We start from the raw sequence: 26,999 nt of genomic DNA on the forward strand, positions 1-26,999 counted from the left end.
CAACTGTAGAAAGGTAGGTATAATATGTATTTAATTAGTGCATGTTTGTGTGGAGTAAATTGCAAGTATAGTGGAGAAAATAATTTAAATGAAACATGTTTAAAATTATTAAGAGAAGGCAGAGCTCTACTTATTTGCCCTGAACAGTTAGGTGGATTGAGTACTCCAAGAAATCCAGCTGAATTAAAGGCTTCTGCAGAAGATGTTATAAATGGAAATGGAAAAGTTATTGATAACAAAGGAAATGATGTTACAGAACAGTTTGTAAAAGGAGCGTATGAAGCATTAAATATAGCCCAAGAAACTGGAATAACAAAAGCAATATTAAAAGAAGGTAGTCCTTCGTGTGGTTGCAATTTAGTATACGATGGAACATTTTCAGGAAATAAAATTAGTGGTAGAGGTTTGACAGCTTATTTATTTGAACAGGAAGGGATTACTGTCTTTTCAGATGAAGATACTCAAACAAGTGATGAAAAGCTTGTTTATCTTGATAAATTTGATAGAGAAAAAGCTAAAAAGAGAAGGTTATTTAAATTATCAGAAGAAGATGAAGATGATGGAAATACTCAATATCTGGACTTAACTGAAAGTGTTCAAGGCATGTCAGATATGCCTCCCCAAGTGGAGAAAAATATAAAAAGACTTATGATTTCACTGGCAAAAGACTTAATGGGATTTGAGGAAATAGATGAAATAGCTGAAGCTACTGGTTTTACATTAGAAGAAGTACAAAAAATAGTTGATGAAGAATATAAAGAGTGATTTTTTGGGGGGATTTGTATTTGATAAAAAAAATAATATATAATTACGAAAATACTAAAAAAATAATCATAAAAATTATAAAAGTATAATTCAACTAAATAATCTCTTTTACAAAAATATGTATGATATAATTTCATAGGATAAATATTATTTTGTTTAACAATAATAAGAATAGATAGAAATGATTTGAAGTTATAATTTCATAAGCTTGAAATATAATATGTAGCTATTCATATTAATGTAGGAGGAACAATGGAAGATAAAAAACTAAAGAAAGAAATAAGTTTATTTATGGCTACTATGCTAGTATGTGGTAATATGATTGGTTCTGGAGTGTTTATGCTACCGGCAACTCTTGCACAAATTTCTGGACCTTTGGCAACAATGATAGCATGGGTATTTACAACTATTGGTTCTATACTTATAGCAATTTCATTTGCTAATTTAGGATCAAAATATCCATCGACAGGTGGAGCTTATCAATATACTAAAGAAGCATTTGGAGAATTTGCAGGATTTCTTAGTGCATGGTTATATTGGAATGGATCGTGGATTGGAAATGCAGCAATTATGGTTTCTATTGTAAGTTATTGTACAGCACTTATTCCAGCACTTCAAAATCCATTAGTATCTATAATATTTATAAGCGTAATATTGTGGGCAATTACTATTTTGAATATTGTTGGAGTTAAGCAAGCTGGAAAGATTCAAAGTTTTGTTACTGTTTTTAAAATAGCATTTTTTGCTTTATTTATAATAGTTGCATTTTTAAATTTTGATAGTATTAATTTAATGCCTCTTGCACCAGAAGGAAAAGGTCTTTCAACAGTTTCTCTGGCAGCGACATCAACTTTATGGGGATTTATAGGATTAGAAAGTTCAACAATTACAGCAGGAGAACTTAAAGATCCAGAAAAGAATGTTAAAAAGAGTACTATTTATGGTTTAATAATTTCTGCAATAATATACATATTAATTAGTGTAGGCTGTATGGGAGCAATGTCTAATAGTGAGTTAGCTATGAGTGGAGCACCACTTACAGATATTTTAACAAGAGATCTTGGAAGTGGTATAGGTAAAATCCTTAGTATTGCAGTAGTTATATGTATTTTAGGAACTACAATAGGATGGATTTTATCAACTGCAAGAGTATCATTTGCAGCTGGTGAAGATGGAGTATTTCCAAAATTCTTTGGGAAATTAAGCCCTAAGTATGGAACTCCTGTTAATTCACTTATAATTGGTTCTGTATTAGTTAATATTTTATTAATTATGAATTATCAAAAAGGAATGGTATCTGCATTTACATTTATGACAATTTTAGCGACACTATCATTCTTACCAGTATATCTTTTAACTGTGGCTGCTGATATTATGCTTATGTTTAAAGATCAAAAAAATATTACATTAAAGATTTTTATTAAGAAATCAATTGTGCCTTTATTAGCATTTGCATATAGCATTTGGACTATATATGGTTCTGGAGCAGAAACTGTTATGTGGGGCTTTATACTAATGCTTTTAGGAATACCATTTTATATTTATAATTATCATAAAAATAAAGACGTTAGTGATTAAGTATAAATTTAGAACTATCTTATTTAAAGTAGGATAGTTCTTTTTTGTGATAAAATATAGTAATAAGATTTATTTTGAGGTGAGTTTTTTGAGTAAAGGAAAATTACAAGTAATTGATAAGAAAGATTTTAATAGTTTTTTTAAAGTTATGAAAAAGTCTTTTCCAGAAATAGAAAGACGTACTTTTGAAGGGCAGAAAAGCTTATTTGATAATGATAAATATAAAGTATTAGGGTATAAGAATGAAGATAATGAGGTAGAAGCCTTTATTGCTTATTGGGAATTTGATGATTTTGTTTTTGTTGAACATTTTGCAGTTGATGAAAAATTAAGGGGTAAAGGAGTAGGAAGTGAAATAATAAAACAATTATTAATGAAATTTAATAAGAATATTATTTTAGAAGTTGAGCATCCTGAAGATAAAAATTCAATTAGAAGAATTGAATTTTATAAAAGGATGAATATGAATTTGAATGAACATGAATATGTACAACCTCCATTACAGGAAGGAAAAGAACTTTTACCACTTAAAATAATGAGTTATCCTAATGCTATTGATGAAAAGGAATTTTGTAAAATCAGAAAAGAAATATATGATAATGTCTATAAATTCAAGGATTAGTTAATCCTTGTTTTTTATTATTAGAATATATATGAAAACTTATTGAGAAATATGGAGTATCATTTTAGTGTGAAAATTAAAGTTTTTGATATATTTGGAAAGTAATATAGAAGTTAAAATCAAGCATATATTGAAAAAAATAAATAATATTAGGCTATAATGATATTAATAATTGATTACTAGAAACAAGGAGGATAAATTATGAGGATACTACATACGGCAGACTGGCATTTAGGAAAAAATCTTGAAGGTCAAAGTAGAATGGATGAACAGGAATTATTTTTAAATGATTTTGTTGATATAGTTGAAAAAAATAATATAGATCTTATTATAATCGCAGGTGATATTTATGATAGTTCAAATCCACCTGCAAGGGCTGAAAAGATGTTTTATGATACATTAAAGAAATTATCACGAAATGGAGAAAGAATTACACTTGTTATTGCAGGAAATCATGATAGTCCAGAAAGACTTGTTGCTGCTGGTCCTTTAGCACGAGAACATGGGATTATCATGGTTGGAACACCTAAAACAGTAGTATCTTGTGGAGAATATGGCAAGAATAAAGTATTAGCTTCAGGTGAGGGATATTTAGAAATTGAAATCAATAATGAGAAAAGTGTTATTTTAACAGTTCCATATCCTAGTGAAAAGAGATTAAATGAAATTATATATGATGGTATGGATGATGATGAAGAAAAAGCAAAATCATATAGTGATAGAATTTTTTTGTTATTTAATGAATTAAAAAAACATTATAAAAAAGATACGATAAATTTAGTAGTATCGCATCTTTTTGCAATGGGGAGTGAAGAAGGCGGGTCAGAAAGAAGTATTCAACTTGGAGGAAGTTATATTGTTGATGGGAGATGTTTTCCACAAGAAGCTCAATATATTGCATTAGGGCATGTACATAAGCCTCAGATTGTTCCTGGAACTAATAAAAGAGCTAGATATTGTGGTTCACCAATTCATTATAATAAAAAAGAAATTAATTTTGAAAAGAAATGTTTCATAATAGATGTAAAAGCAAATGAAGAATGTTGTGTTGAAGAAGTGAAGATGAAAGTATATAAACCTATAGAAATATGGAAATGCATAAGTATTGAAGATGCTATAGAAAAATGTAGAGAAAATAGTGAAAGAAGCTGTTGGGTTTATTTAGAGATAGAAACAGACAGGTATATAAGAGAAGATGAAATAAAGCAAATGAAATCTTATAAGGAAGATATTTTAGAAATAATGCCTAAGATAAAAAATAATGATAATGAAGAAAAGGAAATTGAAAATTTAAGTGAAAAACCATTTAAAGAAATATTTAAGGAATTTTATAAGAAAGAAAGAGACGTGGAACCACAGGAAGAAGTTATAGATTTACTTTTATCAATAATAAATGAAGAAGGTGATGATGATGAAACCAATTAAGCTTAAAATAAAGGGATTAAACAGCTTTATTGAAGAACAGACTATTGATTTTGAAAAGCTAGGAAGTAGAGGTCTGTTTGGAATTTTTGGACCTACAGGAAGTGGAAAATCTACTGTATTGGATGGAATAACATTAGCTTTATACGGAAATGTTGCAAGAAAGAGTAGTAATTTCATAAATACAAATTGCGAAAAAATGAGTGTATACTTTGAATTTCAAGTATCATTATCTGAAGTTAAGAAATATGCTGTAGATAGAGAATTTAAGAGAACTAATAATTCCATAAGAGCTGGAAAGTGTAAGATTGTTGATATAACTAACGTGGAAGAAAAAGAAGTATTAGCCGATGGAGTAAAATCTTTAAATAAGAAAGTTGAAGAAATTATAGGATTAAATTTAGAAGATTTCACAAGGACTGTAGTCTTACCTCAAGGGAAATTTAGCGAATTTTTAAAGCTTGAAGGTAAAGAAAGAAGAGAAATGCTTGAGAGATTATTTAATCTTCAAAAGTACGGAGATGAACTTTCTCAAAAACTATATTCTAAAATTGCACAAGAAAAAAGCGAAAGCAGTGTTTTAAGCGGTCAACTTAAAGGCTTTGAGGATATAAGTGAGGAAGTATTAAATAATAAAGTTAGTAGTCGCATTGAGATAGAAAAGCAGCTTAATAAATTGGATAAAGAGTTAAAAAGTGCAATTAATAAATATAATGAAAGTCAGGAGTTATTAAACTATCAATTAGAACTTTCAAAATATAAAGAAGAACAAATTAAACTTATTAAACAAGAGCAAAGTATAGATGAAAAAGCTAAGAAAATAAAAACAGGTGAAAGTGCTAACAAGGTACTTCCATATATAAATGCTTATGAAGATACTCTAAAGAAGAGTGAAGAAAATAAAAAAGAACTTTCTAATTGGAAAATACAACTTGAATCTATAATTAGGGAAAAAGAAGAAATTACAAAGAATTGGATTGAGACAAAAAAGGAAAAAGATGATAAACTGCCTAAACTTATAGTTGATGAAGAAAAAGCTAAGAAGGCATTAGAAGAAAGTAAGTATTTAAAGAATATAGAAAATAATATAGATTATATTAAAAAATCAATTAGTCAATTGAAAGAGAAACTTGATAAAGGTAATGAAAGTTTAAATAAACTAAATTCAATAAACTCAGAGAAAACTTTAAGTCTTAAAAATTTTGAAGAAGAATATGAGTCTTTAAAAATAGATGAAGAATTTAAGCAAAAAGTACAAGAAGGTTTAATTTTTGAGGAAAATAAAGCTAGAATTAATAATGTATTAACAAAACAAAATGATAAGAAGCTAATTATAGATAAAGAAATTGAGAATATAACAAGAGAAGGAATTAAACTAAAAGAAAGTTTACAAACAATCGATGATTCTTTAAAAGCCAAAGAGGAAATATTAGAGTCTCTAGTAAAAAATTGTCCTGGTGAGCAAAAAGATATAATAAAATTAAATCAGATTATATTGCAAAATGAACAGAAATGGGAAGTATATAATAAATTACAATCAGAAATTAAAGAGATAGAAGAAAAATTAATAATTATTAAATCTGAGAATAAGAATAATAAAAATCTTTTAAATAATAAAAAGTCAGAGTTAGATAAGATTAGAGAATTTCATAAAGAAAAAGTTAAAGAAGAGTTGGCTCATAGGCTTAGAGAAGAACTTAAAGAGGGGGATATATGCCCTGTATGCGGATCTACTCATCATATTAAGAAAAATATTAATGATGTTTTTATAGGAAATATTTCAGAATTGGAAGAAAAAATAAAAAGATTAGAGGAGGAAGTAAACAATATAAATATAAGTATAGCTAAAGAAATGGCTGATATATCTAATTTTGAAAATCGAATAATAGAAAACAAAGATGAAATAAAGAAACTTGGTAACGAGTTTAAGGAGAAAACAGTTGATGAGTTGAAGAATGAAGCATTAAGATTTGAAAAAGCTATAACTGAATATAATGATAAGAAAGAAAGTCTAGAAAAAGAAATTAATAATTTAAAGATAAATCAAAAAGAACAAGATGGTGAAATAAAAGCACTTAGAGCAAAACTCAGATCAGGACAGAATCAATTAAAGTCTATTGAAAATGAAATAAATGAAAGTAAAACAGAGTATGCTGAAGTAGAAAGTAAACTTAATGATTTGATACAAGAAACCAAAGTTAAGGAATTCAAAGAGGAAAATGAAAAGATAAAATCTATAGAAATCAAAAGAGATAAAATATCAAAATATATAAAAGAACTTAGAGAAAGTATAAAACTTCTTGAAGAAAATAAAGAGAAGACAGTACAAGAATTAACTAAAATAAATGAAGAAATTATAAAAAGTAATTCAGACTTGCAGAGTTTTGAGAATAATAGAAAAGAGAAGATTGAGTCTATAAGAAGTAATGTGGGAGAAGAAAGTGATATAGAAGGACTTCTATCTAAAATACAGGATAGTATAATAAAAATTAATAATTTATTTGAAAAGCTTGACAAAAATAAAAATGAGGCTGAAGACAAGTTTGTTAAGTGCAAAGAAAAAGTAATATCCCTTGATTATAATAATGCTTCGTTAGAAGAAAGACTTAAGGTTGATAAAGAAAAAGCATATAAAGAGTGTGAGGCTGAAGGATTTTTGGAATTTGAGGATGTTAAAGAGAATATAATAGATAAATTTACAATAGAAAGTTATAAAAAGGAGGTAGAAGTATATAAAGCAACTGTATCAAAGATAAATGGACTTATAGAAAGCTTATTAAATAAGATAGATAACAGAAGTATAAGTGAAGAAGAATTTAATAGTATTAAGAATTTGAAAGAAGATAAAGAATATAATGTAAATCAAGTAAAAGAAGAAAAGATAAAGATAATGGAAGAAATAAGAAATATAAAAGAAAAACTTGATAAGCAAAAAGAACTTTTAGAAAGTCAGAAAAAACTTGAGCATAAATTATCTTTATTAAGTGATTTAGAAAAGTTATTTAAGGGAAAGAAGTTTGTTGAATTTGTTGCTTCTTATCAACTTAAATATGTATCTATTGAAGCTTCAAAAAGGCTTAAAGAAATAACACATGGAAACTATGGTCTTGAAGTTGATGAAGATGGGAAATTTATAATACGTGATTATAAAAATGGTGGAGTGGCAAGAGATGCATCTACATTATCAGGAGGAGAAACATTCCTTGCTTCGTTATCACTAGCTCTGGCACTTTCAGCACAGATACAGCTTAAGGGGACTGCTCCATTAGAATTATTTTTCTTAGATGAAGGTTTTGGAACACTTGATGATGAGCTTTTAGAAGTGGTTATGAGTTCATTAGAGCAGATTCATAATGATAAATTAAGAATTGGAATTATTAGTCATGTTGAAAGTATAAAAAATAGAGTTCCAGTAAAATTAATGGTAAGCCCTGCTGAAAGTGGAATGGGAGGAAGCAAAGTGAAAATTGAAGTGAGTTAATTATTTTCTTATTCGTGAATAAAAATCTCCTAAATGAGAAATAATTAGAAAATAACAACTAATTATTAATTTATAAGGAGTGTTTTATTAAATGGAAGAATTAGTTTTAAATAAAAGATTGAATAATGTTACTCATGGAGCAAAGAAAGTTAGAAAAAAAGGTAAGATTCCTGGAATATTATATGGAAAAAAACTTGGAAATCTAATGTTTGAAATTGGAGAAATGGATCTTATAAAAGAAGTTGAATCAACTGGTCAACATGGTGTTGTAAGTTTTGATATAGATGGATATAGTGGCACAGCTTTAATTAAGGAAATTCAAAAAGATCCTATAACCCATAAACCAATGCATGTGGATTTAGAAGAAATATATAATGGCAAGGAAGTTGTAACAGAAATCCCTATTAAGTATCATGGAAAAGAATTTTTAGAAAAGAAAGGTGTAATACTTCAAACACAGAAAGATTATGTAAAAGTTTCTGGTAAGCCAGAATATCTTCCAAAGTTTATAGATTTAGATGTATCAGGAGCAGCAACAGGAAGTGTTTATACTTTAGCAGATTTAGAGATTGCCAGTGAAATATCAATTGTTGATGAACTACAATCTGTTTGTGCTTCAGTTGTTAATGAGCAGTTTATAACTAGTGGTGAAGAAGATGATGATGGTAATATTGAATAAAAAAATTTATTTTTATTAAAATTTCTGTTATTTAACTAATGCAATTTTTAAATTTATTAGATATACTTATAAATGAAAGTATATCTAATAAATGTTTTCTCATGATAATATAAGGTTTACATATTTAAAATTTGAAAAAAATACAAATACAGCCAAAAAGGTATTTTTAAAAGTAGGTAAATATTGTATAATAATAAATGAGAAAAAATCGGGAGGGAAACTTATAATGAATTACAAAGAAAAATATAATGCATGGTTAAACTCAGATATAATAAACGAAGAAACTAAAAATGAATTAAGAAATATATCTGATGAAAAGGAAATAGAAGATAGATTTTATCAGGATTTAGATTTTGGTACTGGTGGATTAAGAGGTGTAATCGGTGCTGGAAGCAATAGAATGAATATCTATACAGTAGCTAAAGCAACTCAAGGTTTTGCTAATTATTTAAATAAAAGCTTTACTAATCCTTCTGTAGCAATTGCTTATGATTCTAGAAATATGTCAAAAGAATTTGCTAAAGCTGCAGCTCTTACATTATGTGCAAATGACATAAAAGTATATTTATATGAAAGTTTAAGACCTACACCTGTATTATCATTTACAGTAAGAGAATTAAAATGTGATGGTGGTATAGTAATAACAGCTTCACACAATCCTAAGATTTATAATGGATATAAAGTTTATGATGAATTCGGTGGACAAGTAACAGATGCTAAAGCTAACACTATTATTGATTGTGTAAACAATGTCACTGATTTCTCTATGATTAAGAATATGGATGAAAATACAGCTTTAGAAAAAGGCTTATTACAATATATAGGGGAAGATGTAGATAAAATTTACTATGAAAAAGTTAAAGGATTATCTATAAGAACAGATTTAGTTAAGGAAAAAGCTGATACATTAAAGGTTATATACACACCAATCCATGGAAGTGGAAATGTTCCAGTAAGAAGTGTGTTAAGCCAATTAGGTTATTCAAATGTTAAAGTAGTAAAAGAGCAAGAATTACCAGATGGAAATTTCCCAACAGCATCATATCCAAATCCAGAAAATCCAGATGTATTTAAATTAGCATTAAAGATGGCTGAAACTGAAGCACCTGATATTATATTTGGAACAGACCCAGATTGTGATAGAATCGGTGTAGTAGTTAAGGACAGTAATGGAGAATACAAAGTATTAACAGGAAACCAAACAGGTTTACTTTTAACACATTATGTATTAAGTTCATTAAAGGAAACAGGAAAGCTTCCTAAGAACGGTGTTGTAATTAAGACTATCGTTACTACAGAAGGTGCAAGAGCTATTGCCGAAGATTTTGATATTCAACTTATGGAAGTGTTAACTGGATTCAAATACATTGGAGAAAAAATAAGAGAATTCCAAGAAGCTGGAGATAAGACTTATTTATTTGGATTTGAAGAAAGTTATGGATATCTTGCAGGTGACTTTGTAAGAGATAAAGATGCAGTTATAGCTTCAATGCTTGTTTGTGAAATGGCTTTATATTACAAAGAAAAAGGAATGAGTCTTTACGATGCATTAATAGATATCTATGAAAAATATGGATATTATAAAGAAAGTTTAGTATCAATAGAGCTAAAGGGTAAAGAAGGACAAGAAAAAATAGCTGCATGCTTAGAAGCTTTAAGAAAAGATCCAATTACAGAAGTTAATGGTATAAAAGTTGCTAAGAGAATGGATTATAAGAAGAGTGAAGAAGAAGACGTTGCTAATAATGTTAAATCTACTATTGACTTACCTAAGTCAAATGTATTAAAGTACATTTTAGATGATAGTTCATATTTTGTAGTAAGACCTTCAGGAACTGAACCAAAAATGAAAATTTATTTAGCTGTAAAGAGCGATAGTCTAGAAAATGCAGACAAAGATCTTGCACAGTTTAAAGAAAAGGTAATGGAAATAATAAATAGTAAATTAAACTAGTTTAATAATGTTATTATAATTGCTATCATCATATATGATGATAGCAATTTCTTTAATAAAAATATTTGTTAAAATTGAGCATTTAGATTGAGTCTCTAAATGTTGATATTGACAATAATGAAGAGGTGCACGCATGAGTAATTATAAAACAATGTACAAAGATAAACTAAGCAAAATGTTATTTTTAGAAATTAATAAAGAGGGATTTAAAAAGAGTATCAATATTCCTGATTATGTAAGCTTTAAAAATGATGATTTGTATATTCCAATAAGTGCAGAATATGTTGCTTCTAATGCAAATGATGAAATAAAAATAAATAATCTTCCTATATATTATTTTGTAGAAGGAATGTTTATTGCATTTGGATGTGATCCAAATTTAAGATTTTTAGAAGATTATGGTACAATATTAACATATATTGCGGATAGTGAAGAATGTGCAAAGAGCATTATTGCAGATAGAATAAAAAATGACAGATTAGAAGATGCATATATCTTGTTAAAAGGTCTTTATAGATACAGTGAAGAAGAAGAGTATTTAACTAAACTTTTAAGTATAGGAGAAGTTATAAGAGAAAAAGATTCCGGATTTACTGATATACTATTAGAAGATATTGAATTATGTAAAAATAAATTCTTTAAATCTCCAGAACCTTATTTATATAAGGCTTTAATACTTAAAGATGATGGTGATTATAAGGGTGCAGAAGTAGAAATTAATGAATATATTAACAAAGGCGGAAAAGTAATGCCTGAAATAGAAGCTATAGTTAGTGATATAAAAAATATCAGTACATATGAGAAGGCTGTTGAACTTGTAAAAGATAACCCAGAAAAAGCTATAGAGCTTCTTATTCCATTAAGTGAAGAATTTGATCAAAATCCACTTATTGATTATTATTTAGGGGTATGCTATAGAAAATTAGGTTATTTTAATAAAGCTATTCATTTCTTAAATAGAAGTGTATCTAAAGAATCAGGTATACTTGAAGTAATAAATGAATTAGGTATGAACTATGCAAGTTTAGGAGAATTTGAAGAAGCTTTAAAATATTTTAAAAAGGCCTTTGAAGCATCTAAAGAAGTTGATATATGCACTAATATAGTTATGTGTTATATTAACTTAGGAGATAAGGAACAAGCTAAATTAAATCTAGATATAGCTAAAAAATTAGCTCCAGATGATGAAATAGTAATAGAAATTGACCAAATGCTTAATAGACGTGTGAAATAATACTGACATAAAATTTATTCATATAGGAGAATGATATGTTTACAAATGTATTAGGGTTTGAAGTTTTTAATAAAGATATGAAAACTTTTATGGAATATATAGATAAGTATGAAAAAGTAAATATAGTATCAGGTAATCCAGAGGTTTTATTCAATGGACTTAATGATAATAGATTAAAAAAAAATTTCACCAGTAAAAATTCCATAATAATACCTGATGGTGTAGGTACTGTGCTTGCATCTAAAATAGTTAAAAATCCAGTTACAGAAAAAATAGCAGGAATAGAAGTTGTAAAGCAAGTATTAAAGAAAGCAAATGAAGAAAAAAAATCCATATATCTTGTTGGAGCAGAGCAGGAAATTGTTGAGGAATGTGTAAGAAAAATAAAAGAAGAATTTCCTAATCTTATAATAGCAGGATATCATAATGGATTTTTTGATATGAATAATTGTGATGATTTGGTAAATGATATTATAGAAAAAAGCCCATATGCAGTATTTGCTGCAATGGGTTCTCCACGTCAAGAAATATTTATAGATAAAATTATGCCATATGTTAATGCAAAGATTTTTATGGGCGTTGGTGGAGTATTTGATATCTTTGCAGGAAAGTTAAAAAGAGCTCCTAAATGGATGATTAATATGGGCTTAGAATGGTTGTATAGAGTTGCTAAAGAGCCAGTAAGAATAAAAAGGCTTACTTCTATACCAAAATTTTTAGCACTGGTTGTAAAAAATAATTAAATTTAATTAACTTAAGAAATAGATAGGTGAAGTATGAAGAAACAAAGCAGTTTATTGAAGTCCACAGTTATAATAATGGTAGTATCGCTCATAAGTAAGCTTTTAGGATTTGTCCGTGATATGCTTATTGCTAATAATTTTGGAGCAGGGATGTATACAGACGCATATAATATTGCAGTTACTATTCCAGAAACTATTTTTACATTAATTGGACTTGCAATATCAACTGCTTTTCTTCCTATGTTAAGTAGAGTACAGGCAAATAAAGGTCGAAAAGAAATGTATAACTTTGCAAATAATGTTATTAATATTCTTTTTATCATATCTTTGATTTTTTTTGCAGTTTCGAGTATTTATTCGAGAGAAATAGTAAGTATAGTAGCCAATGGACTTTCAGGTGAAGCATTTGATATAGCAGTAAGGCTTACAAGAATTACATTGATTAACTTATTGTTTCTATCTATTAATGCATGTTTTACATCAATACTTCAGGTAGATGAAGACTTTATTATACCATCTATTTTGGGATTATTTTTTAATCTTCCAATGATTGTATATCTTTTATTATTCAGAAATTATGATATAGTAGGATTAACAATAGCTAATGTAATTGGAAATTTGTTTAGGGTTATAGTTCAGATTCCATGTTTAATAAATAATGGTTATAAATATAAATTATTTATTTTCTTAAGAGATGAGAGATTAAAAGAAATAGGAATATTAATACTTCCAGTTATTGTTGGAGCAGGTGCAAATTCATTAAATATGATTGTAGATAAAAACATAGCATCATCACTGTCACAAGGATCAATTTCAGCTCTTGATTATGGACAAAAGCTTATATTATTTATAAATACTATAATAACAACATCTATTTTAAATGTTGCCTATCCAGTTATGGCTAATATGAGAAGTAGTGGAAATGATGATGGTTTTATACATACACTTAAAAAGACAATTTCTTATCTAGCACTTCTCCTTATACCAGTTACAGTTGGAGCAATTATTTTAGGCAAGGATATAGTAAAAATTGTTTATGGAAGAGGACAGTTTAATGAATATGCTATACAGATGACTACACTTGCCTTTGTAGGATATGGAGCAGGTATATTCTTCACAGGAATTAGGGATGTATTAAATTCAACATTATTTTCTATGGGTAAAACTAAGACTACAGCTATTAACGGAATTATAGGAGTAATTATAAATATTATACTTAGTATAACATTATCTAAATATCTAGGTATATTAGGAATTGCAATATCATCATCTATTGCAATGGCTGTTACTTCATTACTTTTACTCAGAAGTATAAGAAAACTTGAAAGAAATTTTACAATTAAGGATATAATTAAAAGTATAATAATGATTCTAATCAGCTCAATAATAATGGGATCTGGAATTATATTATTGATGCTTTTAATAAATTGTACATTACCAAGTATTATTACTTTAGTAATAGGAACTGGTACTGGATGTATTATATATTTTGTTTTATGTAGGCTTTTAAAAATACAAGAAATAGTAGAATTTGAACAAATATTAATAAAGAAAATATTTAAAAAAGCGTAGCCCATGTAATTATATTAGAAAAGTAAAAGCACAGATAGGAGGATATATGAAGATATTATTTATTGCTTGCTATTCCCCGTTAATTAATAATTCTGCTGCAATTGAAACTTTGCAGTATTTAAATAAATTAAGCGAAATTGAAGGGAATGAAATACATCTATTAACAGTTGATTTTCCCAAAGATTCTGTTTATTATGATGAGACACTTCTTGAAATGATGGATAAAGATATAAAACTTCACTTAATTGACGGTGGTAAGATTTTCAATAGATTAATACCTAGAAAAAAAATTAGAGATAATAACGGTTCATCTGAAAATCAAAGCTCAGGACTTAAAAAAATACTTAGAAAAGTAAAAAATGCATTGGTTATTCCTGATATGTATTATGTCTGGTCTAAAAAAGCTGGAGAGTATGGCAGAGAATTAATGAAAAAGGAAAAGTTTGATGTAATATTTTCAATGCATGAACCTCCTTCATCTCACTTATGTGCATATGAAGTCAAGAAAGCTTTTAGAGATACTCCTTGGATTACATATTGGAGTGACCCATGGCTCAAGGATTCTACTAGACAAAAGTCATTTTTTATAAAAAAGATTATTGAAAAGAGAATGGAAAAGAAGATTATAGATACAGCAGACAAATTTATTTTTGTTACAGAGGCTAATAGACAGGAATACTTTAAAGATTATAAAAAGCTTAGAACTGGAGAAAAAGAGTCATTTATATTGAATAGAGGATTTGATTCTAAATTATATTATAGATTATCATTTGATAATATTCCCGAATATATAAAAAGTGATAAAATAAATATAATTTATACAGGAGAAATATTTTCAAAGCTTAGAGATATAAGACCTTTCATACAGGCTGTTGAAGAGATAAAAAGAGAAGACAAAAAGAGTTATGAACTTTTAAATATACTATTCTTTGGAAATATTGATGACATTGAAAGTAAAAAAAGAATGGAAAAATTAGATTCGGTTCGTGTGTCAGGAAGAATTCCATTCAATGAAGCTTTAAAGTATATGCTTAATGGAGATGTTCTTCTTTTATTTGGTAATAAGAACTCTAAACAGATACCAGCAAAAATATATGATTATTTTGGAGCTAAAGGAAGGATATTTGTCATTTATGGAGATAAGAATGACCCAATAAAATCAATTGTTGAAAATAATGACAAATGTATAAATACAGAAAATACATGCTACCAAATCAAACAGAATATTTATAAGATTATAAATATGTATGAAGATAAAACTTTAGAGAGTGATCCGGATTTTTATTATGAGTGGAATTCAATTGTAGATAGGTTGAATAAAATTTTAGGTGGGAAGTGATGTTGTGCATATAATGGTTATTCCTTCATGGTATGCGAATCCTAGAAACAAGGTGCATGGAAGTTTTTTTAAGGAGCAGTTTAAGGCATTAAGTGCAAGTGGTGAAAAAGTTACTGTTGCATATAATGAAATCTGGCCCTTAACAATGCTAGGAAAGATTAAAGAAAAGAGAGGAATTTCATTTGAAATTGATGAAGGCCTCAGAACTTACAGATATAAAGATTTTAATTACTTTCCTAAAAATCCTATGATGTTTAGAAGTTTTAATAAAAGAATGGATAAACTTTATAAAGAAATAGTAAAAAATGAAGGGAAAGTAGATATAATCCACGCTCACTCTGCATTTTGGGGTGCAATTGCAGCTGATTATATAAGTAAGAAATATAATATACCACTTGTTATTACAGAACATTCTTCATTAAAATATGCAGCATATTCAAAGAAAAGTTATGAAAAGTATATTTTTAAATCTTATACTGATGCAGATGAACTTATTGCTGTTGGAAATGGATTGAAAAATGAACTTAAACAATATGTGAATAGGGATATAACTGTAATTCCTAACACTATTGATCTTAATATATTTACAAATGAAAGAAATAATAATAAATTTACTAAAGATGAGTGCTTTAAGTATTTTTCATGCAGTTTTTTAGTAGAAGGAAAAGGCATGGAGGTATTAATTAAAGCATTTTCAAAGGAATTTAAGGATAAGCCTGGAGTTCTGAGAATAGGAGGAGATGGTCCTATAAGAAGTGAGCTACGAAAGCTTATTGAAGAAAACGGTATGGAAGATAAAATAATACTTCTTGGAGCATTGTCTCGAGAAGAGGTTGCAGAGGAAATGAGAAAATGTCATGCATTTGTATTAGCATCTGAACATGAAACTTTTGGAGTTGTATATATAGAAGCTCTTGCATGTGGAAAACCTGTTATTGGAACATATAATGGAGGAGCAGAAGATATAATAAAAGATTACAATGGAATAATTGTAGAAAAGAATAATGTTGATGCATTAGGGCATGCTTTGTTGCAAATGGAGCGTGAATATAATATGTATGATAAAAATGAAATAAGAGAAAAAACAATTCTTAGCTATTCAGAAAAAGTAATAGTTGAAAAGCTAAAAGGAGTGTATAAAAAGATTTATGAAAGAGCAACTTAAGAAAGTTTATAACATACTAGATAATAAATTTTATTTTAGACTATTGTATTTATTTGTGAGTTTAACATTTGTAACTATATTAAAATGTATTCCAAAAATTAATATATTAAAAGATATAGCATTTGCATGGGGATTTTTATTATTAATTTTCATGATTTTTAATGATTATAAAAGAAGAAAGATTTATAAATTTGATATACCTTTAGATCTTTTTATTGTAATAACATTTATATTCAATATATTTGTTTATAAAAGCTCATATAATATTAAAATATGGGCAGTAAATTTAATTTTATTTGTAATAGTTTTTTCAGTAGATGTATTCAATAATAAGAAAAATCTTATTAAAGAAATGAATATAATAACATATTTTTATGTTGGAATTATGTTTATATTATCTTTTATTTCCTTGGAGATGAAGGTGTTTGATAAAAGTATCACTATTGGAGAATATTTTTTTTCAGGAGCTAATGGTGGATTGTTTGAAAATGAAAATGCAATATCTATAGCTGCTGCTTTAGCTATAGTAATGTGTATTTATTTAAATTATATAAGTAAAAACTTTAGATTAAAAATATTTTGGTTTATAAATATAATACTTCAGGTATTAACAATGATTTCTTTTAAAGGAAGAAGTGCATATTTAATAGTTATAGCAGTAATATATACTTTTGTTTTTATTTATAATAAAAATAAATATATAAGAGGTCTTTTGATTATTCTACCTATTTTATTAGGAATAGGGGGAAGTTTTTATGAAGGAAACCACATTAGAGATTTTACAAGTGGAAGAACTAGTTTATGGGATTCTGCAAAAATAGTAATAGAGCATAATCCTATTGCTGGTGTTGGAAATGTCAATATGGTAGAAAAAGTGATTAATGCAAGACCAACTAGTGATTTACCAGGATTACAGACTGGTGGATTACATAATATATATATTCAAATAGCTACTGTAAACGGACTTGTTTCATTGATATTATTCTTACTATTTATATTACTTGCATCAATTTTTATAGTAAAAAAGATTGATGGGCTAAGAAAAAAAGAAAAAATGCATATGACAATAATAGCATCTATACTAGTTGGTATTCTTGTAGTAAATCTATTTGAAAGTGCATTGATTTATGGAACTAGTTTTATATCAATAATTTTCTGGGTATATTTGGGATATATAATTTCTATAGTGGGTAATAAAAACTTATAGTATTTAAATAATTAAGATAGAGGGAGAGAAAGATGAATTTTAAGGAACAAAGTATTAAAGAATTTTTAAGAGATTTAGAATCAGATTTACCAGCCCCAGGTGGTGGAAGTGTAGCTGGACTTATAAGTGCATTAGCAGGTGCTTTAAATTCTATGGTATATTCACTTACTGTAGGTAAAAAAGCATATATGAATTTAGAAGAAAGTGAAAAGGAATTAATTAATAATTTTCAGGAAGAAAGCAGAAGATTTACAATAAGAAGTTTAGAGTTAATGGATTTAGATAAAGAAAATTTTCTTGAGTTGATGGAGTCATATAAACTTCCTAAAAATACAGAAGATGAAATACAGTTAAGAAAAAAAGCTATAAGGGATAATACTATAAAATCAATGGAAGCACCTTTAGCTTTAGCAAGAGAAAGTTTGAGGTTTTATGATAGTCTGAAAGTTATGAACAAGTATGGTAATAAAATGCTTTTGTCTGATTTAAGTATCTCTGCTATATTGTTAAATAGTGCAATAGAAAGTTCAATAATTAATGTAAAGGTAAATCTAAATAGTCTTAGAAATGAAGAGTTTTTTGAGTCTATTGATAAGGAATTAATAAATATTCAAGAAGAATCAGAAAGAAATAAAAAAGAAATATGCGAGAGCATAGAAAAAATTATTTATTAGCTTAACTTAAGTTAATCAGGATCCTCGTGTGTGATTGAGTAACACATGAGGGTCCTTTAATATTGGGTTATTTTATAGGATTTCCATCATAAGTTGTATATTGTGACTTATTTTTTGGATTACCCACATTATTCTGATTATCATGTAATCTTTGTCTTCTTTCACCTTTTTGCATAGGATTAGAAGCACCAGGTCTATTAGTTGCCATAATAAACACATCCTTTCAAGATTATTTTATACTAGTATGAAATTTTAATACTATATAAGAGGAAATACATTAAATTTACAAAATAATAAATAATGTAATAGTTTTCTAAATATTGTATAATTATTGTGTGATATGAATTAGCTGGAATAAGAAGCTAAAGCGAGGGGGGGAAGAAGGAAAAGCAAAAAGAAAAGATTTTCTTGTAATATCATTTTTTCAATTTAGCAATAAAAAGAAGAAAAGATTAGAAGGAAAAAAAGAAAAGTATTTAGTAGACTTGTCTTATTATAGTTTAAAAGATTTAAAAAAGATTATTGAAGTTATTACTGAAAAGAATTCAAATATAAAAATAACTAAAGAATTAGATGATTATTTAAATAGAAGATAATAGAAATAGAGTAAAACTCAAAAGTTTTACTCTATTTTTATGGGAGTTCATTTAATGATTTAAATTCATATCCTTCTGATTTTAAGTCATTAAGAACTTTTTTTAGTATTTTAGTATTAGTATTTGAGACTGCATGTAAAAGCATTATACATCCGGGGTGTGAGCCAGAAGAAATTTTACTTAAAGCATATCCTTCTGAAGGCTGATCATTTATAAGCCAATCTTTATATGCGAAGCTCCAAAAAATAGTCTTATAACCTAATTCCTTAGTTATTTGAAGAGATTCCTTTGAGTATTTACCCATTGGAGGTCTGAAGAATTTAGGCATATCCTCTCCTATAAGTTCTTTATAGGCTTCTTCTACGCCTGTAAGTTCTTGTTCAAATTTTGATTTATCATGGATTTGAGCCATTGAAGGATGATGTACAGAGTGATTGCCTACTATATGGCCTTCATTAACCATTCTTTTTATTAATTCAGGCTCTTTATCTATATATGGTTTGACTACAAAGAATGCTGCTGGAACATTAACTTCTTTTAAAGTATCTAGAATAGCTGCTGTATTTCCATTTTCATAGCCTTCATCAAATGTGAGGTACATAACTTTATTTGAAGTGTCTCCTAAAAAATAAGCATTATTTTCCTGTAAGAAATCAATTGATTCTTTAGGTCCTTCGGCAATATTGTCTTTTCCTTTGCCTACGTAATACCAGTTTAATTCGCCTTGGTCGTTTGTAAATATAGATATGTCTATATCATCTGAAAAATCATTAAAGTCTCCTAATGTATTTTCTTCAATTGTAGGTATACTGTTATTATTATCATTATCAATACTCCAAGCGGGAAGAGTAAAAAATAAATTAAAGGCTAGTTGCGCAGAAGCTAACCTTAAAAAAGTTTTTTTCATAAATCCACCTTCTGTTATTATATTAATCTGAAATACTAATCATTAGTATTATTTGTAGGAACTTATAAAATAATGTTGGTAATTTATATTGAAAATATAATATTTTGGATTGTGAAATATTAGTATTTTTAATAGAGAAGTTGAAATAAAAAATTATCTAGAGTATAATTTTCTAAGATATATTCTTAAAGTTAATAATTAGCGAGTAATAGTTAACTATTAGAAAATAATTAGATTAATAATAACTGAGTTTAGAAAGGAATGTACATAGATGAAATTAGGTATGGTAGGTCTTCCTAATGTAGGAAAGAGCACATTGTTTAATGCAATAACAAAAGCAGGAGCAGAATCAGCTAACTATCCATTCTGTACAATTGAACCAAACGTTGGTGTTGTAAGTGTACCAGATAAAAGATTAGATGTATTAGAAAAAATGTATAATACTAAGAAAAAGGTTTATACAGCAATAGAATTCTATGATATAGCAGGATTAGTTAAAGGTGCTTCAAAAGGTGAAGGGTTAGGAAATAAATTCTTAGCTAATATAAGAGAAGTTGCAGCTATAGTTCATGTAGTAAGATGTTTTGACGATGAAAATGTTGTTCACGTTGAAGGAAGTGTTGATCCAATTAGAGATATTGAAACTATCAACTTAGAATTAATATTCTCTGATTTAGAAATGCTTGAAAGAAGAATGGAAAAGACAATTAAACTTGTAAGATCAGGTGATAAAACTGCTAAATTTGAATATGGAGTAATGGAAAGAATTAAAGAACAGCTTGAAGCTAACAAACCTGCAAGAACTCTTGAATTCACAGATGAAGAAAAAGCTTTTGTAAAAGGTTTATTTTTAATCACTTCAAAACCAGTTTTATATGCATGTAATATTTCTGAAGATGATGTTATGGAAGGAAACTTCGATAACGATTATGTTAAGAAGGTTAAAGAATATGCTGCAAGCGAAAATTCTGAAGTTATGGTTGTAAGTGCTAAGATCGAAGAAGAAATGTCTGGTCTTGAAGATGACGAAAAAGCTGAAATACTTGCAGAATATGGATTAGAAGAATCAGGATTAGATAAGTTAATTGAAACAAGCTACAGATTATTAGGTCTTATGAGTTTCTTAACTGCTGGAGTTCAAGAAGTAAGAGCATGGACAATTAAAAGAGGAACTAAAGCTCCTCAAGCAGCTGGAAAGATTCACTCAGATATAGAAAGAGGATTTATAAGAGCTGAAGTTGTAGGTTATGATGATTTAGTTGAATGTGGTTCTGAAGCTGCTGCTAAAGAACATGGTAAGTTCAGACTAGAAGGAAAAGATTATGTAATGCAGGACGGAGACGTTGTAAACTTTAGATTTAACGTTTAGTTTGAATAAAAGAAGTTTTTCGATATATTATCGAGAAACTTTTTTTGTTATAGAAAGTATTAATAATAAATGAAGATTATATAACAAAGTAGATTTTTATTAGAATGTTTGTTAAAATAAAATTTAGGATTGCATAGGAAAAAATTAGAGGTGATTTCTAATGGAAAAGTCGAATAAATCAAATAATCATTCTTTAAATAAAAGTAAATATTTTATGCCAATACTATTAATGATTATTTATCTATGTATAGCATTATTTATTACTTTGGGAGTAAGATCGGTATTTGGAAATCAAAAAGAGGATGAAAGTATAAAGATCTCAGATAATTCTGGAGAAGAATTTTATTTTAATGATAAGTATGATTCTGCAATAACTGAATTTACTTCATTACAAGAAAAGGATAATTGGCCTTCATATACTGCTGATACAGCAAAAATTCAATCAATACAAGGAAATTATGTTAAATCCAATAGTACATTACAAAAAGCATATGAGGGAAGAAATAAAGTAATAGATACAAAGAGTGCGCAAAACGATAATATAAAGGAAAAAGATGTAGACTTAGCAAGTCAGATAGTATTTACATATTTTTTGAATGGTGAATATAAGAAAGCTTTAGATTATGGTGAATTTTATTTGAATATTTATCCACAAGAATCAAAATTACAGCAGACTATGTTCACTGTATATTTAAGTAATAACGAAAGTGAAAAAGCAAAGTATATAGTTAAAAATTATAGTTTAGATGAGCAAAATTCTGATGATATAGTTTCATTAGCTCAAATGAATTTTATACTTGGAAACTATGATATTGGATTAAAACTTTTAAATGAAGCATGGAATGTAGACAAAAATTCATTGAAAATATTCGATGCAGTAGAACAAGTAAGTGATAGAACAACATTACTAAATGATGTTGATAAAGCAAAAGAAGAAAATAAAAATGAAGAATTTCATAATGCAGTTTTAGCTAAAATTTATTCATTAAATGAAGCTGATAAGGAAAAAGCATTGGCCCTTGTTGAAAAAATGGATAAGGAAAATGTTGATAGTGCCAATGTGGATTTATTAAAATATGACCTTTTAAAAGATAAAGATGGCCAAGAGATTATCGATACTTTAAAGGATAAGTATGATGAAACTACACTTATGGGATGCTATATTAGAGCAATTGAAAATTATGAAAATAAAAAATATGATGAAGCATTTAAATATGCGAAGAAATGCATTGTTATTGATAAAAATTATAATGGTACATATTATCTTATAGAAAATATAAAATCTGCACAGCAAAAACCACAATTAGCTGAACCATTTGTTATAGATGCTATGTATAATGAAGAGTATAATTATAATACTATAGTAAAAACAGCAGAATATTATAAGAATGTTCTTAAGGATAGTAATAAGGCAATTCATTATTATGAGTTAGCTGGACATGTAAATCCAAAAGATGCAGATATATTCTATAATATTGGATTAATTCAGCTTAATAATCAAAGAATAGATGATGCTATTGAATCAATAAAGAAGAGTATTTCAATAAGTGAAAGTAATCCTAAGTACTATAGAGCGTTAGGATGTATTTATCTTGATAAAAAAGATGATGAAAAATCTATAGAATATATAAGAAAAGCATACGACCTTGATGATAAAGATATTTTAACACTAAATGATGCTGCTTGTTATTATGCAATGATAGATAATAACGTAGATAGAGCAATGACTAATATAAAGTCAGCATATGATGGAATAAATGAGGAAACAAAAGAAGAAAATAAAAATATTATAAGTGATAATTATAATAGAATAAAATCAGCTTTTGATTCTTCTCAAAAAGATGGCAATTCTAAAACAAAGATTTCAGAACTTAAGCTTATATATTAATATAACGATAATTATATAGAATATTTTAATTTAGACTATCTTGTGTTAGATAGTCTAAATTTATGAGTAAAGAAATTTGAGAAGAAGGTATGAAGGAGTATGAGTGGAAAGAGCATGAAATCTAATAAGTTAAAGATAATTTCTGGAACAATAATAGTTTTTGGGTTACCGATTTTATTTTTATTTGGTAAAACTATGTTTTCTCAAGGAATAATTATAAAAAATTGGAATAACTATTATGATGAAGGTAATATTGTACTATTTTATGAGTCTTTAAATAATCAAAAAAATATTAAATTAAACGAAAAATATCAAATTAATGATTTTGTAAATACAGAACAAAGTGAATTTGATAGAGTTTTAAAATGCACTAATATAGTAAAAGGATTAATTGAAAAAGATGATGTTCCAGAGACAGGATTAAGAAGTGCTTTTGATATTTTGGAAAAGAAAGCTGATTCTAAGAAGGTCAATTTTAAGGATGCTGCTATAATAGCTAGAGATATAATAAATTGTACTGGCGTAAAGACAAGAATAGGTATATTTAGAAAAGGTGGTGCTCAGTACGAAAATAATTGTGAATATTACGTAATTGAATATTGGAGTACAGAATTAAACAAATGGGTTATGGTAGATTTCTTAGATCAAGGATATTTTTTTGATGGAGATAATAAATTATCTGCAATAGAGGTTTTAAAGTGTAATTTAAGAAAAACACCTTATTTAGGGAATACATCACAACAAGATTATAAGAATAATCTAAATAAATATCTAGATTCATATTCATTAAATATTGAAAATAGTAATGCAAATATGAGAAGTAATTGTATTGTAACTTATATAAAAAACGATGAGGCATTAGAAATAAAATTTAAAAGTAAATACCCTGCACCAACAATATTTACAAAGCAGACTCAATTATTTGAAAAGAGTCCATTTAATGATTTGTTAAAAGATGATTCAAAAGAATATTTACTGATAACTGCTTCAAAGTTAACTGAAGAAAATAAAGATAAGAATGATAATAATGTATTAAAAACAGAAACAAGCAGTATAGGTGATAAAAAAGAAAAAATAATAGGTGATAAAATAATGATTTCTGCATTTAAGAATGATAAAGTACTTAAATCATTTTATTTAAGCATAAATGGATCTGAGTTTGAAAAAATAGAAAATTACAAAGAACAGGTGTTGGAAAAAGGTACAACAAAGATAGATTTGTCGATTGATGGAAGTACAGTGGTAAGTAGCGTTACAATTGATAAGAAATAATTTTAGATTAGAAAAATAAACTAATATTTACAATAAGGTAATATACTATTATAATTAGACAGAATGATTAAGAAAGAGGGTGATAATTAGTGATATTAGATATTATATTTGTACTTAAAGCATTATTTATAGCTATTATAGAAGGATTGACAGAATTTATTCCAGTATCATCAACAGGTCATATGATATTAGCATCAAGTATTATTGGTTTTGATAAACCAAAAGAATTTGTTGATATGTTTGAAGTTGTTATCCAATTGGGAGCAATACTTGCTGTTGTGGTTTTATATTGGAAAAAGATTAAGGACAGTATAATTGAATTTTTCACTTATATCTTTACTAAAGGTCAAGAAGGTAAAACAGGTTTTAAATTTGGAATTAATGTAATTGTAGGATCAATTCCAATGATGATTTTTGGTCTTACATTTTATAAGAAGATTAAAAGCTTATTTAATGTTGATGCAGTTGTTGTTGGTCTTATAGTTGGTGGTATCTTATTAATAATAATTGAAAATAAATTTAGAAAGAATAAGAAAAAAGCTACTAGAAATATAGATAATATAACTCCTGTTCAAGCTCTTATAGTTGGATGCTTTCAAATACTTGCAGCATGGCCAGGAATGTCAAGAAGTGCCTCAACAATAATGGGGGGCTGGGTAGCTGGATTTTCAACACCAATTGCTGCTGAATTTTCATTCTTTTTAGCTATTCCAGCTATGATTGGATCTAGTGGATTAGATCTTTTAAAATTTGATTATTCTCAAATGAATATGTTATTATGGCTTTCTTTAGCTTTAGGATTTATTGTAGCATTTGTAGTGTCTATAATTGTTATGGAAAAATTCGTAGCATATCTAAAGAAAAAACCTATGAGAGTATTTGCTGTATATAGAATTGGACTAGGAATTGTATTTGGAATACTTGTATTTATGAAAGTAATTACTGCTTAAGTTAAGAGATTGAGAAGCTATTATGAGTTTCTCAATCTTTTTTTATTAATCTAATTTTGCTAAATACAAGTACTATTAAAAGTTATATAATAGCAGAATTGTATTAATTAATTTAATATATTTTGAATTATACTCATATATTTTTATTCTGGTGTATATAAATTAATTATCTAGTTATTACTTATATTATAAATTTATTTATGTTAAAAGAGTAAGATAGTTTATATAAGGATATGCTTGAAGGAGTTCATTATAAAATATCAAAATAGAAGATTAACTTTATTGAAATAAAAGTATTATATGTAAAAATATTCTTTAAAATGAATTGCGTTTATGATATTATAAAATAAGTAGGAGTAATCGTATACTTTGTGTTGTATTCCTATTTAAATATGGTATTTATATATTTTTTGAATTAAATAGTCAGAAAATAGTGAAAATTTATTGAGGAAAGATTATGGTATGGGGGGATTTAAAAAATGAATAAAGGTATTAAAAAAATAGCTTTGTTAACTGGGGGAGGAGATTGCCCAGGATTAAATGCAGTTATAAGGGCAGTTACTAAATCGGCTATATTAAATTATGGTTATGAAGTCATTGGGTATAAATTTGGATATAGAGGTCTATACAATAATGATTTTGTGAAATTAGATTTGTCTACTGTATCAGGTCTTTTACCTAGAGGAGGAACTATATTGTATAGTTCAAATAAAGATAATTTATTTGATTATCAAGTTATTGAGAATGGTCAAAAAGTAAAAAAAGATGTATCTGATGTTGCAGTTGAGAATTTAAAAAAAGAAGGGGTAGATGTATTAGTAGTAATTGGAGGAGATGGAACATTAACATCTGCAAGGGATTTTTCTAGGAAAGGTGTAAATGTTATTGGAGTACCAAAAACAATTGATAATGATTTAGGATCTACTGATATTACATTTGGATTTAATACTGCTATTGATGTTGCAACAGAAGCATTGGACCGCCTTCATACTACTGCAGAATCTCATCATAGAATCATGATACTAGAGGTTATGGGAAGAAATGCTGGATTTATAGCATTAGAGTCAGGCATTGCAGGGTCAGCAGATGTAATTTTATTACCAGAGATTCCTTATGATATTAATAAAATTGTAGACAAGGTTGAAGAAAGGAAAAAGGAAGGAAAATTGTTTACGATTATTGTTGTAGCAGAAGGTGCTAAGCCTAAAGATGGAGAAATAAGTGTAGCTAAGATAGTTGCAGATAGTCCTGATCCAATAAGACTTGGAGGAATTGGGGATAAACTTGCAGATGACTTAGAAAAGCTTATTGAAGAAAGAGAAGTAAGATGTACAGTTCTTGGACATATTCAAAGAGGCGGTACAACATGTACTTTTGATAGAATCTTATCTACAAGATATGGAGTTGCAGCAGTAGAACTTATTAATCAAGGTAAATTTGGAAGTATGGTCTGTTTGAAAGGCAATGAAATAACATATGACAGTCTTGAAAATGTTATAGGAAATAATAAAAATGTTGATATAAATGGCGAGCTGGTAACTATGGCTAAGAAGATAGGTATATCATTTGCAGATTAATAGCT

Annotated in this window: 21 protein-coding genes; 19 read left to right on the forward strand and 2 right to left on the reverse strand. The window is 27.4% G+C overall.

All coding sequences use genetic code 11. The annotated features are described in order from the left end of the window. The first annotated feature begins 24 nt into the window (after positions 1–24). The 14 genes from HF850_RS04560 (at position 25) to HF850_RS04625 (ending at position 18,435) form a co-directional block, all read left to right on the forward strand. Positions 25–765, forward strand: a complete 741-nt coding sequence (locus tag HF850_RS04560; protein ID WP_169104289.1) for a DUF523 domain-containing protein — start codon at positions 25–27, stop codon at positions 763–765. Between the two features lie 252 nt (positions 766–1,017). Beyond that, complete coding sequence (locus HF850_RS04565) at positions 1,018–2,343, forward strand: amino acid permease (RefSeq protein WP_169104290.1); 1,326 nt, start codon at positions 1,018–1,020, stop codon at positions 2,341–2,343. An 88-nt stretch (positions 2,344–2,431) separates the two neighbouring features. Beyond that, positions 2,432–2,965 carry a GNAT family N-acetyltransferase gene (locus HF850_RS04570; protein ID WP_243159403.1) on the forward strand — a complete coding sequence of 178 codons (534 nt, stop codon included), beginning with the start codon at positions 2,432–2,434 and terminating at the stop codon, positions 2,963–2,965. A gap of 201 nt (positions 2,966–3,166) precedes the next feature. After that, positions 3,167–4,390, forward strand: coding sequence for an exonuclease SbcCD subunit D (locus HF850_RS04575; protein ID WP_169104291.1), 1,224 nt, complete (start codon positions 3,167–3,169; stop codon positions 4,388–4,390). Continuing rightward, positions 4,359–7,868, forward strand: a complete 3,510-nt coding sequence (locus tag HF850_RS04580) for an AAA family ATPase (protein ID WP_243159404.1) — start codon at positions 4,359–4,361, stop codon at positions 7,866–7,868. The genes HF850_RS04575 and HF850_RS04580 overlap by 32 nt, the downstream gene beginning before the upstream one ends. A 91-nt stretch (positions 7,869–7,959) precedes the next feature. Next, a complete protein-coding gene (locus HF850_RS04585; RefSeq protein WP_169104292.1) occupies positions 7,960–8,547 on the forward strand; it encodes a 50S ribosomal protein L25 in 588 nt (195 codons plus the stop codon). 226 nt (positions 8,548–8,773) lie between these two features. Further along, complete coding sequence (locus HF850_RS04590; RefSeq protein ID WP_169104293.1) at positions 8,774–10,501, forward strand: phospho-sugar mutase; 1,728 nt, start codon at positions 8,774–8,776, stop codon at positions 10,499–10,501. Positions 10,502–10,634: 133 nt separating this feature from the next. Then, the gene (locus tag HF850_RS04595; protein ID WP_169104294.1) at positions 10,635–11,735 is read left to right on the forward strand and encodes a tetratricopeptide repeat protein; all 1,101 of its coding nucleotides are present in this window, start codon (positions 10,635–10,637) and stop codon (positions 11,733–11,735) included. 35 nt (positions 11,736–11,770) lie between these two features. Next, positions 11,771–12,478 carry a WecB/TagA/CpsF family glycosyltransferase gene (locus HF850_RS04600; RefSeq protein WP_169104295.1) on the forward strand — a complete coding sequence of 236 codons (708 nt, stop codon included), beginning with the start codon at positions 11,771–11,773 and terminating at the stop codon, positions 12,476–12,478. Positions 12,479–12,511: 33 nt separating this feature from the next. Then, positions 12,512–14,050 (forward strand): murein biosynthesis integral membrane protein MurJ, encoded by a 1,539-nt coding sequence (murJ, locus tag HF850_RS04605; RefSeq protein WP_169104296.1) that lies wholly within the window; start codon positions 12,512–12,514, stop codon positions 14,048–14,050. Between the two features lie 46 nt (positions 14,051–14,096). Continuing rightward, complete coding sequence (locus tag HF850_RS04610) at positions 14,097–15,389, forward strand: glycosyl transferase group 1 (RefSeq protein WP_169104297.1); 1,293 nt, start codon at positions 14,097–14,099, stop codon at positions 15,387–15,389. A 4-nt stretch (positions 15,390–15,393) separates the two neighbouring features. Beyond that, on the forward strand, positions 15,394–16,554 hold the full coding sequence (locus HF850_RS04615) for a glycosyltransferase (RefSeq protein WP_169104345.1): 1,161 nt from the start codon (positions 15,394–15,396) through the stop codon (positions 16,552–16,554). Continuing rightward, positions 16,538–17,761, forward strand: coding sequence for an O-antigen ligase family protein (locus tag HF850_RS04620; RefSeq protein ID WP_169104298.1), 1,224 nt, complete (start codon positions 16,538–16,540; stop codon positions 17,759–17,761). Before HF850_RS04615 ends, HF850_RS04620 begins: the two co-directional genes overlap by 17 nt. A gap of 32 nt (positions 17,762–17,793) precedes the next feature. Continuing rightward, entirely contained in the window at positions 17,794–18,435 is a 642-nt protein-coding gene (locus HF850_RS04625; RefSeq protein ID WP_169104299.1) for a cyclodeaminase/cyclohydrolase family protein, read from the forward strand. A 67-nt stretch (positions 18,436–18,502) separates the two neighbouring features. Here the strand turns inward: HF850_RS04625 and HF850_RS04630 are convergent, their stop codons facing one another. Both HF850_RS04630 and pdaA read right to left on the reverse strand, forming a co-directional pair. Next, complete coding sequence (locus tag HF850_RS04630) at positions 18,503–18,643, reverse strand: clostri-philic family protein (RefSeq protein WP_169104300.1); 141 nt, start codon at positions 18,641–18,643, stop codon at positions 18,503–18,505. A gap of 425 nt (positions 18,644–19,068) precedes the next feature. Further along, positions 19,069–19,938 (reverse strand): delta-lactam-biosynthetic de-N-acetylase, encoded by an 870-nt coding sequence (gene pdaA / locus HF850_RS04635; RefSeq protein ID WP_169104301.1) that lies wholly within the window; start codon positions 19,936–19,938, stop codon positions 19,069–19,071. Positions 19,939–20,209: 271 nt separating this feature from the next. On the opposite strand from pdaA, the gene ychF reads away from it, so the two are divergent. The 5 genes from ychF to HF850_RS04660 all read left to right on the forward strand — a co-directional run bounded on the left by ychF (position 20,210) and on the right by HF850_RS04660 (position 26,994). Next, entirely contained in the window at positions 20,210–21,307 is a 1,098-nt protein-coding gene (gene ychF, locus HF850_RS04640; protein WP_169104302.1) for a redox-regulated ATPase YchF, read from the forward strand. 160 nt (positions 21,308–21,467) lie between these two features. Continuing rightward, the gene (locus tag HF850_RS04645; protein ID WP_169104303.1) at positions 21,468–23,195 is read left to right on the forward strand and encodes a hypothetical protein; all 1,728 of its coding nucleotides are present in this window, start codon (positions 21,468–21,470) and stop codon (positions 23,193–23,195) included. A gap of 99 nt (positions 23,196–23,294) precedes the next feature. Beyond that, the gene (locus tag HF850_RS04650; RefSeq protein WP_243159405.1) at positions 23,295–24,467 is read left to right on the forward strand and encodes a hypothetical protein; all 1,173 of its coding nucleotides are present in this window, start codon (positions 23,295–23,297) and stop codon (positions 24,465–24,467) included. Between the two features lie 89 nt (positions 24,468–24,556). Then, complete coding sequence (locus HF850_RS04655) at positions 24,557–25,417, forward strand: undecaprenyl-diphosphate phosphatase (RefSeq protein WP_169104304.1); 861 nt, start codon at positions 24,557–24,559, stop codon at positions 25,415–25,417. Positions 25,418–25,896: 479 nt separating this feature from the next. Beyond that, positions 25,897–26,994, forward strand: coding sequence for a 6-phosphofructokinase (locus HF850_RS04660; RefSeq protein ID WP_169104305.1), 1,098 nt, complete (start codon positions 25,897–25,899; stop codon positions 26,992–26,994). The last annotated feature ends 5 nt before the right edge of the window (positions 26,995–26,999 follow it).

Origin of the sequence: Clostridium sp. SM-530-WT-3G, from assembly GCF_012843905.1 — a bacterium.
Lineage (GTDB): Bacteria > Bacillota > Clostridia > Clostridiales > Clostridiaceae > Clostridium.

Coding starts and splice junctions, on each gene's coding strand:
- HF850_RS04560 (WP_169104289.1), top strand. CDS start 25: ATGTATTTAATTAGTGCATGTTTGTGTGGAGTAAATTGCAAGTATAGT.
- HF850_RS04565 (WP_169104290.1), top strand. CDS start 1,018: ATGGAAGATAAAAAACTAAAGAAAGAAATAAGTTTATTTATGGCTACT.
- HF850_RS04575 (WP_169104291.1), top strand. CDS start 3,167: ATGAGGATACTACATACGGCAGACTGGCATTTAGGAAAAAATCTTGAA.
- HF850_RS04580 (WP_243159404.1), top strand. CDS start 4,359: ATGAAGAAGGTGATGATGATGAAACCAATTAAGCTTAAAATAAAGGGA.
- HF850_RS04585 (WP_169104292.1), top strand. CDS start 7,960: ATGGAAGAATTAGTTTTAAATAAAAGATTGAATAATGTTACTCATGGA.
- HF850_RS04590 (WP_169104293.1), top strand. CDS start 8,774: ATGAATTACAAAGAAAAATATAATGCATGGTTAAACTCAGATATAATA.
- HF850_RS04595 (WP_169104294.1), top strand. CDS start 10,635: ATGAGTAATTATAAAACAATGTACAAAGATAAACTAAGCAAAATGTTA.
- HF850_RS04600 (WP_169104295.1), top strand. CDS start 11,771: ATGTTTACAAATGTATTAGGGTTTGAAGTTTTTAATAAAGATATGAAA.
- murJ (WP_169104296.1), top strand. CDS start 12,512: ATGAAGAAACAAAGCAGTTTATTGAAGTCCACAGTTATAATAATGGTA.
- HF850_RS04610 (WP_169104297.1), top strand. CDS start 14,097: ATGAAGATATTATTTATTGCTTGCTATTCCCCGTTAATTAATAATTCT.
- HF850_RS04620 (WP_169104298.1), top strand. CDS start 16,538: ATGAAAGAGCAACTTAAGAAAGTTTATAACATACTAGATAATAAATTT.
- HF850_RS04625 (WP_169104299.1), top strand. CDS start 17,794: ATGAATTTTAAGGAACAAAGTATTAAAGAATTTTTAAGAGATTTAGAA.
- HF850_RS04630 (WP_169104300.1), bottom strand. CDS start 18,643: ATGGCAACTAATAGACCTGGTGCTTCTAATCCTATGCAAAAAGGTGAA.
- pdaA (WP_169104301.1), bottom strand. CDS start 19,938: ATGAAAAAAACTTTTTTAAGGTTAGCTTCTGCGCAACTAGCCTTTAAT.
- ychF (WP_169104302.1), top strand. CDS start 20,210: ATGAAATTAGGTATGGTAGGTCTTCCTAATGTAGGAAAGAGCACATTG.
- HF850_RS04645 (WP_169104303.1), top strand. CDS start 21,468: ATGGAAAAGTCGAATAAATCAAATAATCATTCTTTAAATAAAAGTAAA.
- HF850_RS04650 (WP_243159405.1), top strand. CDS start 23,295: ATGAGTGGAAAGAGCATGAAATCTAATAAGTTAAAGATAATTTCTGGA.
- HF850_RS04660 (WP_169104305.1), top strand. CDS start 25,897: ATGAATAAAGGTATTAAAAAAATAGCTTTGTTAACTGGGGGAGGAGAT.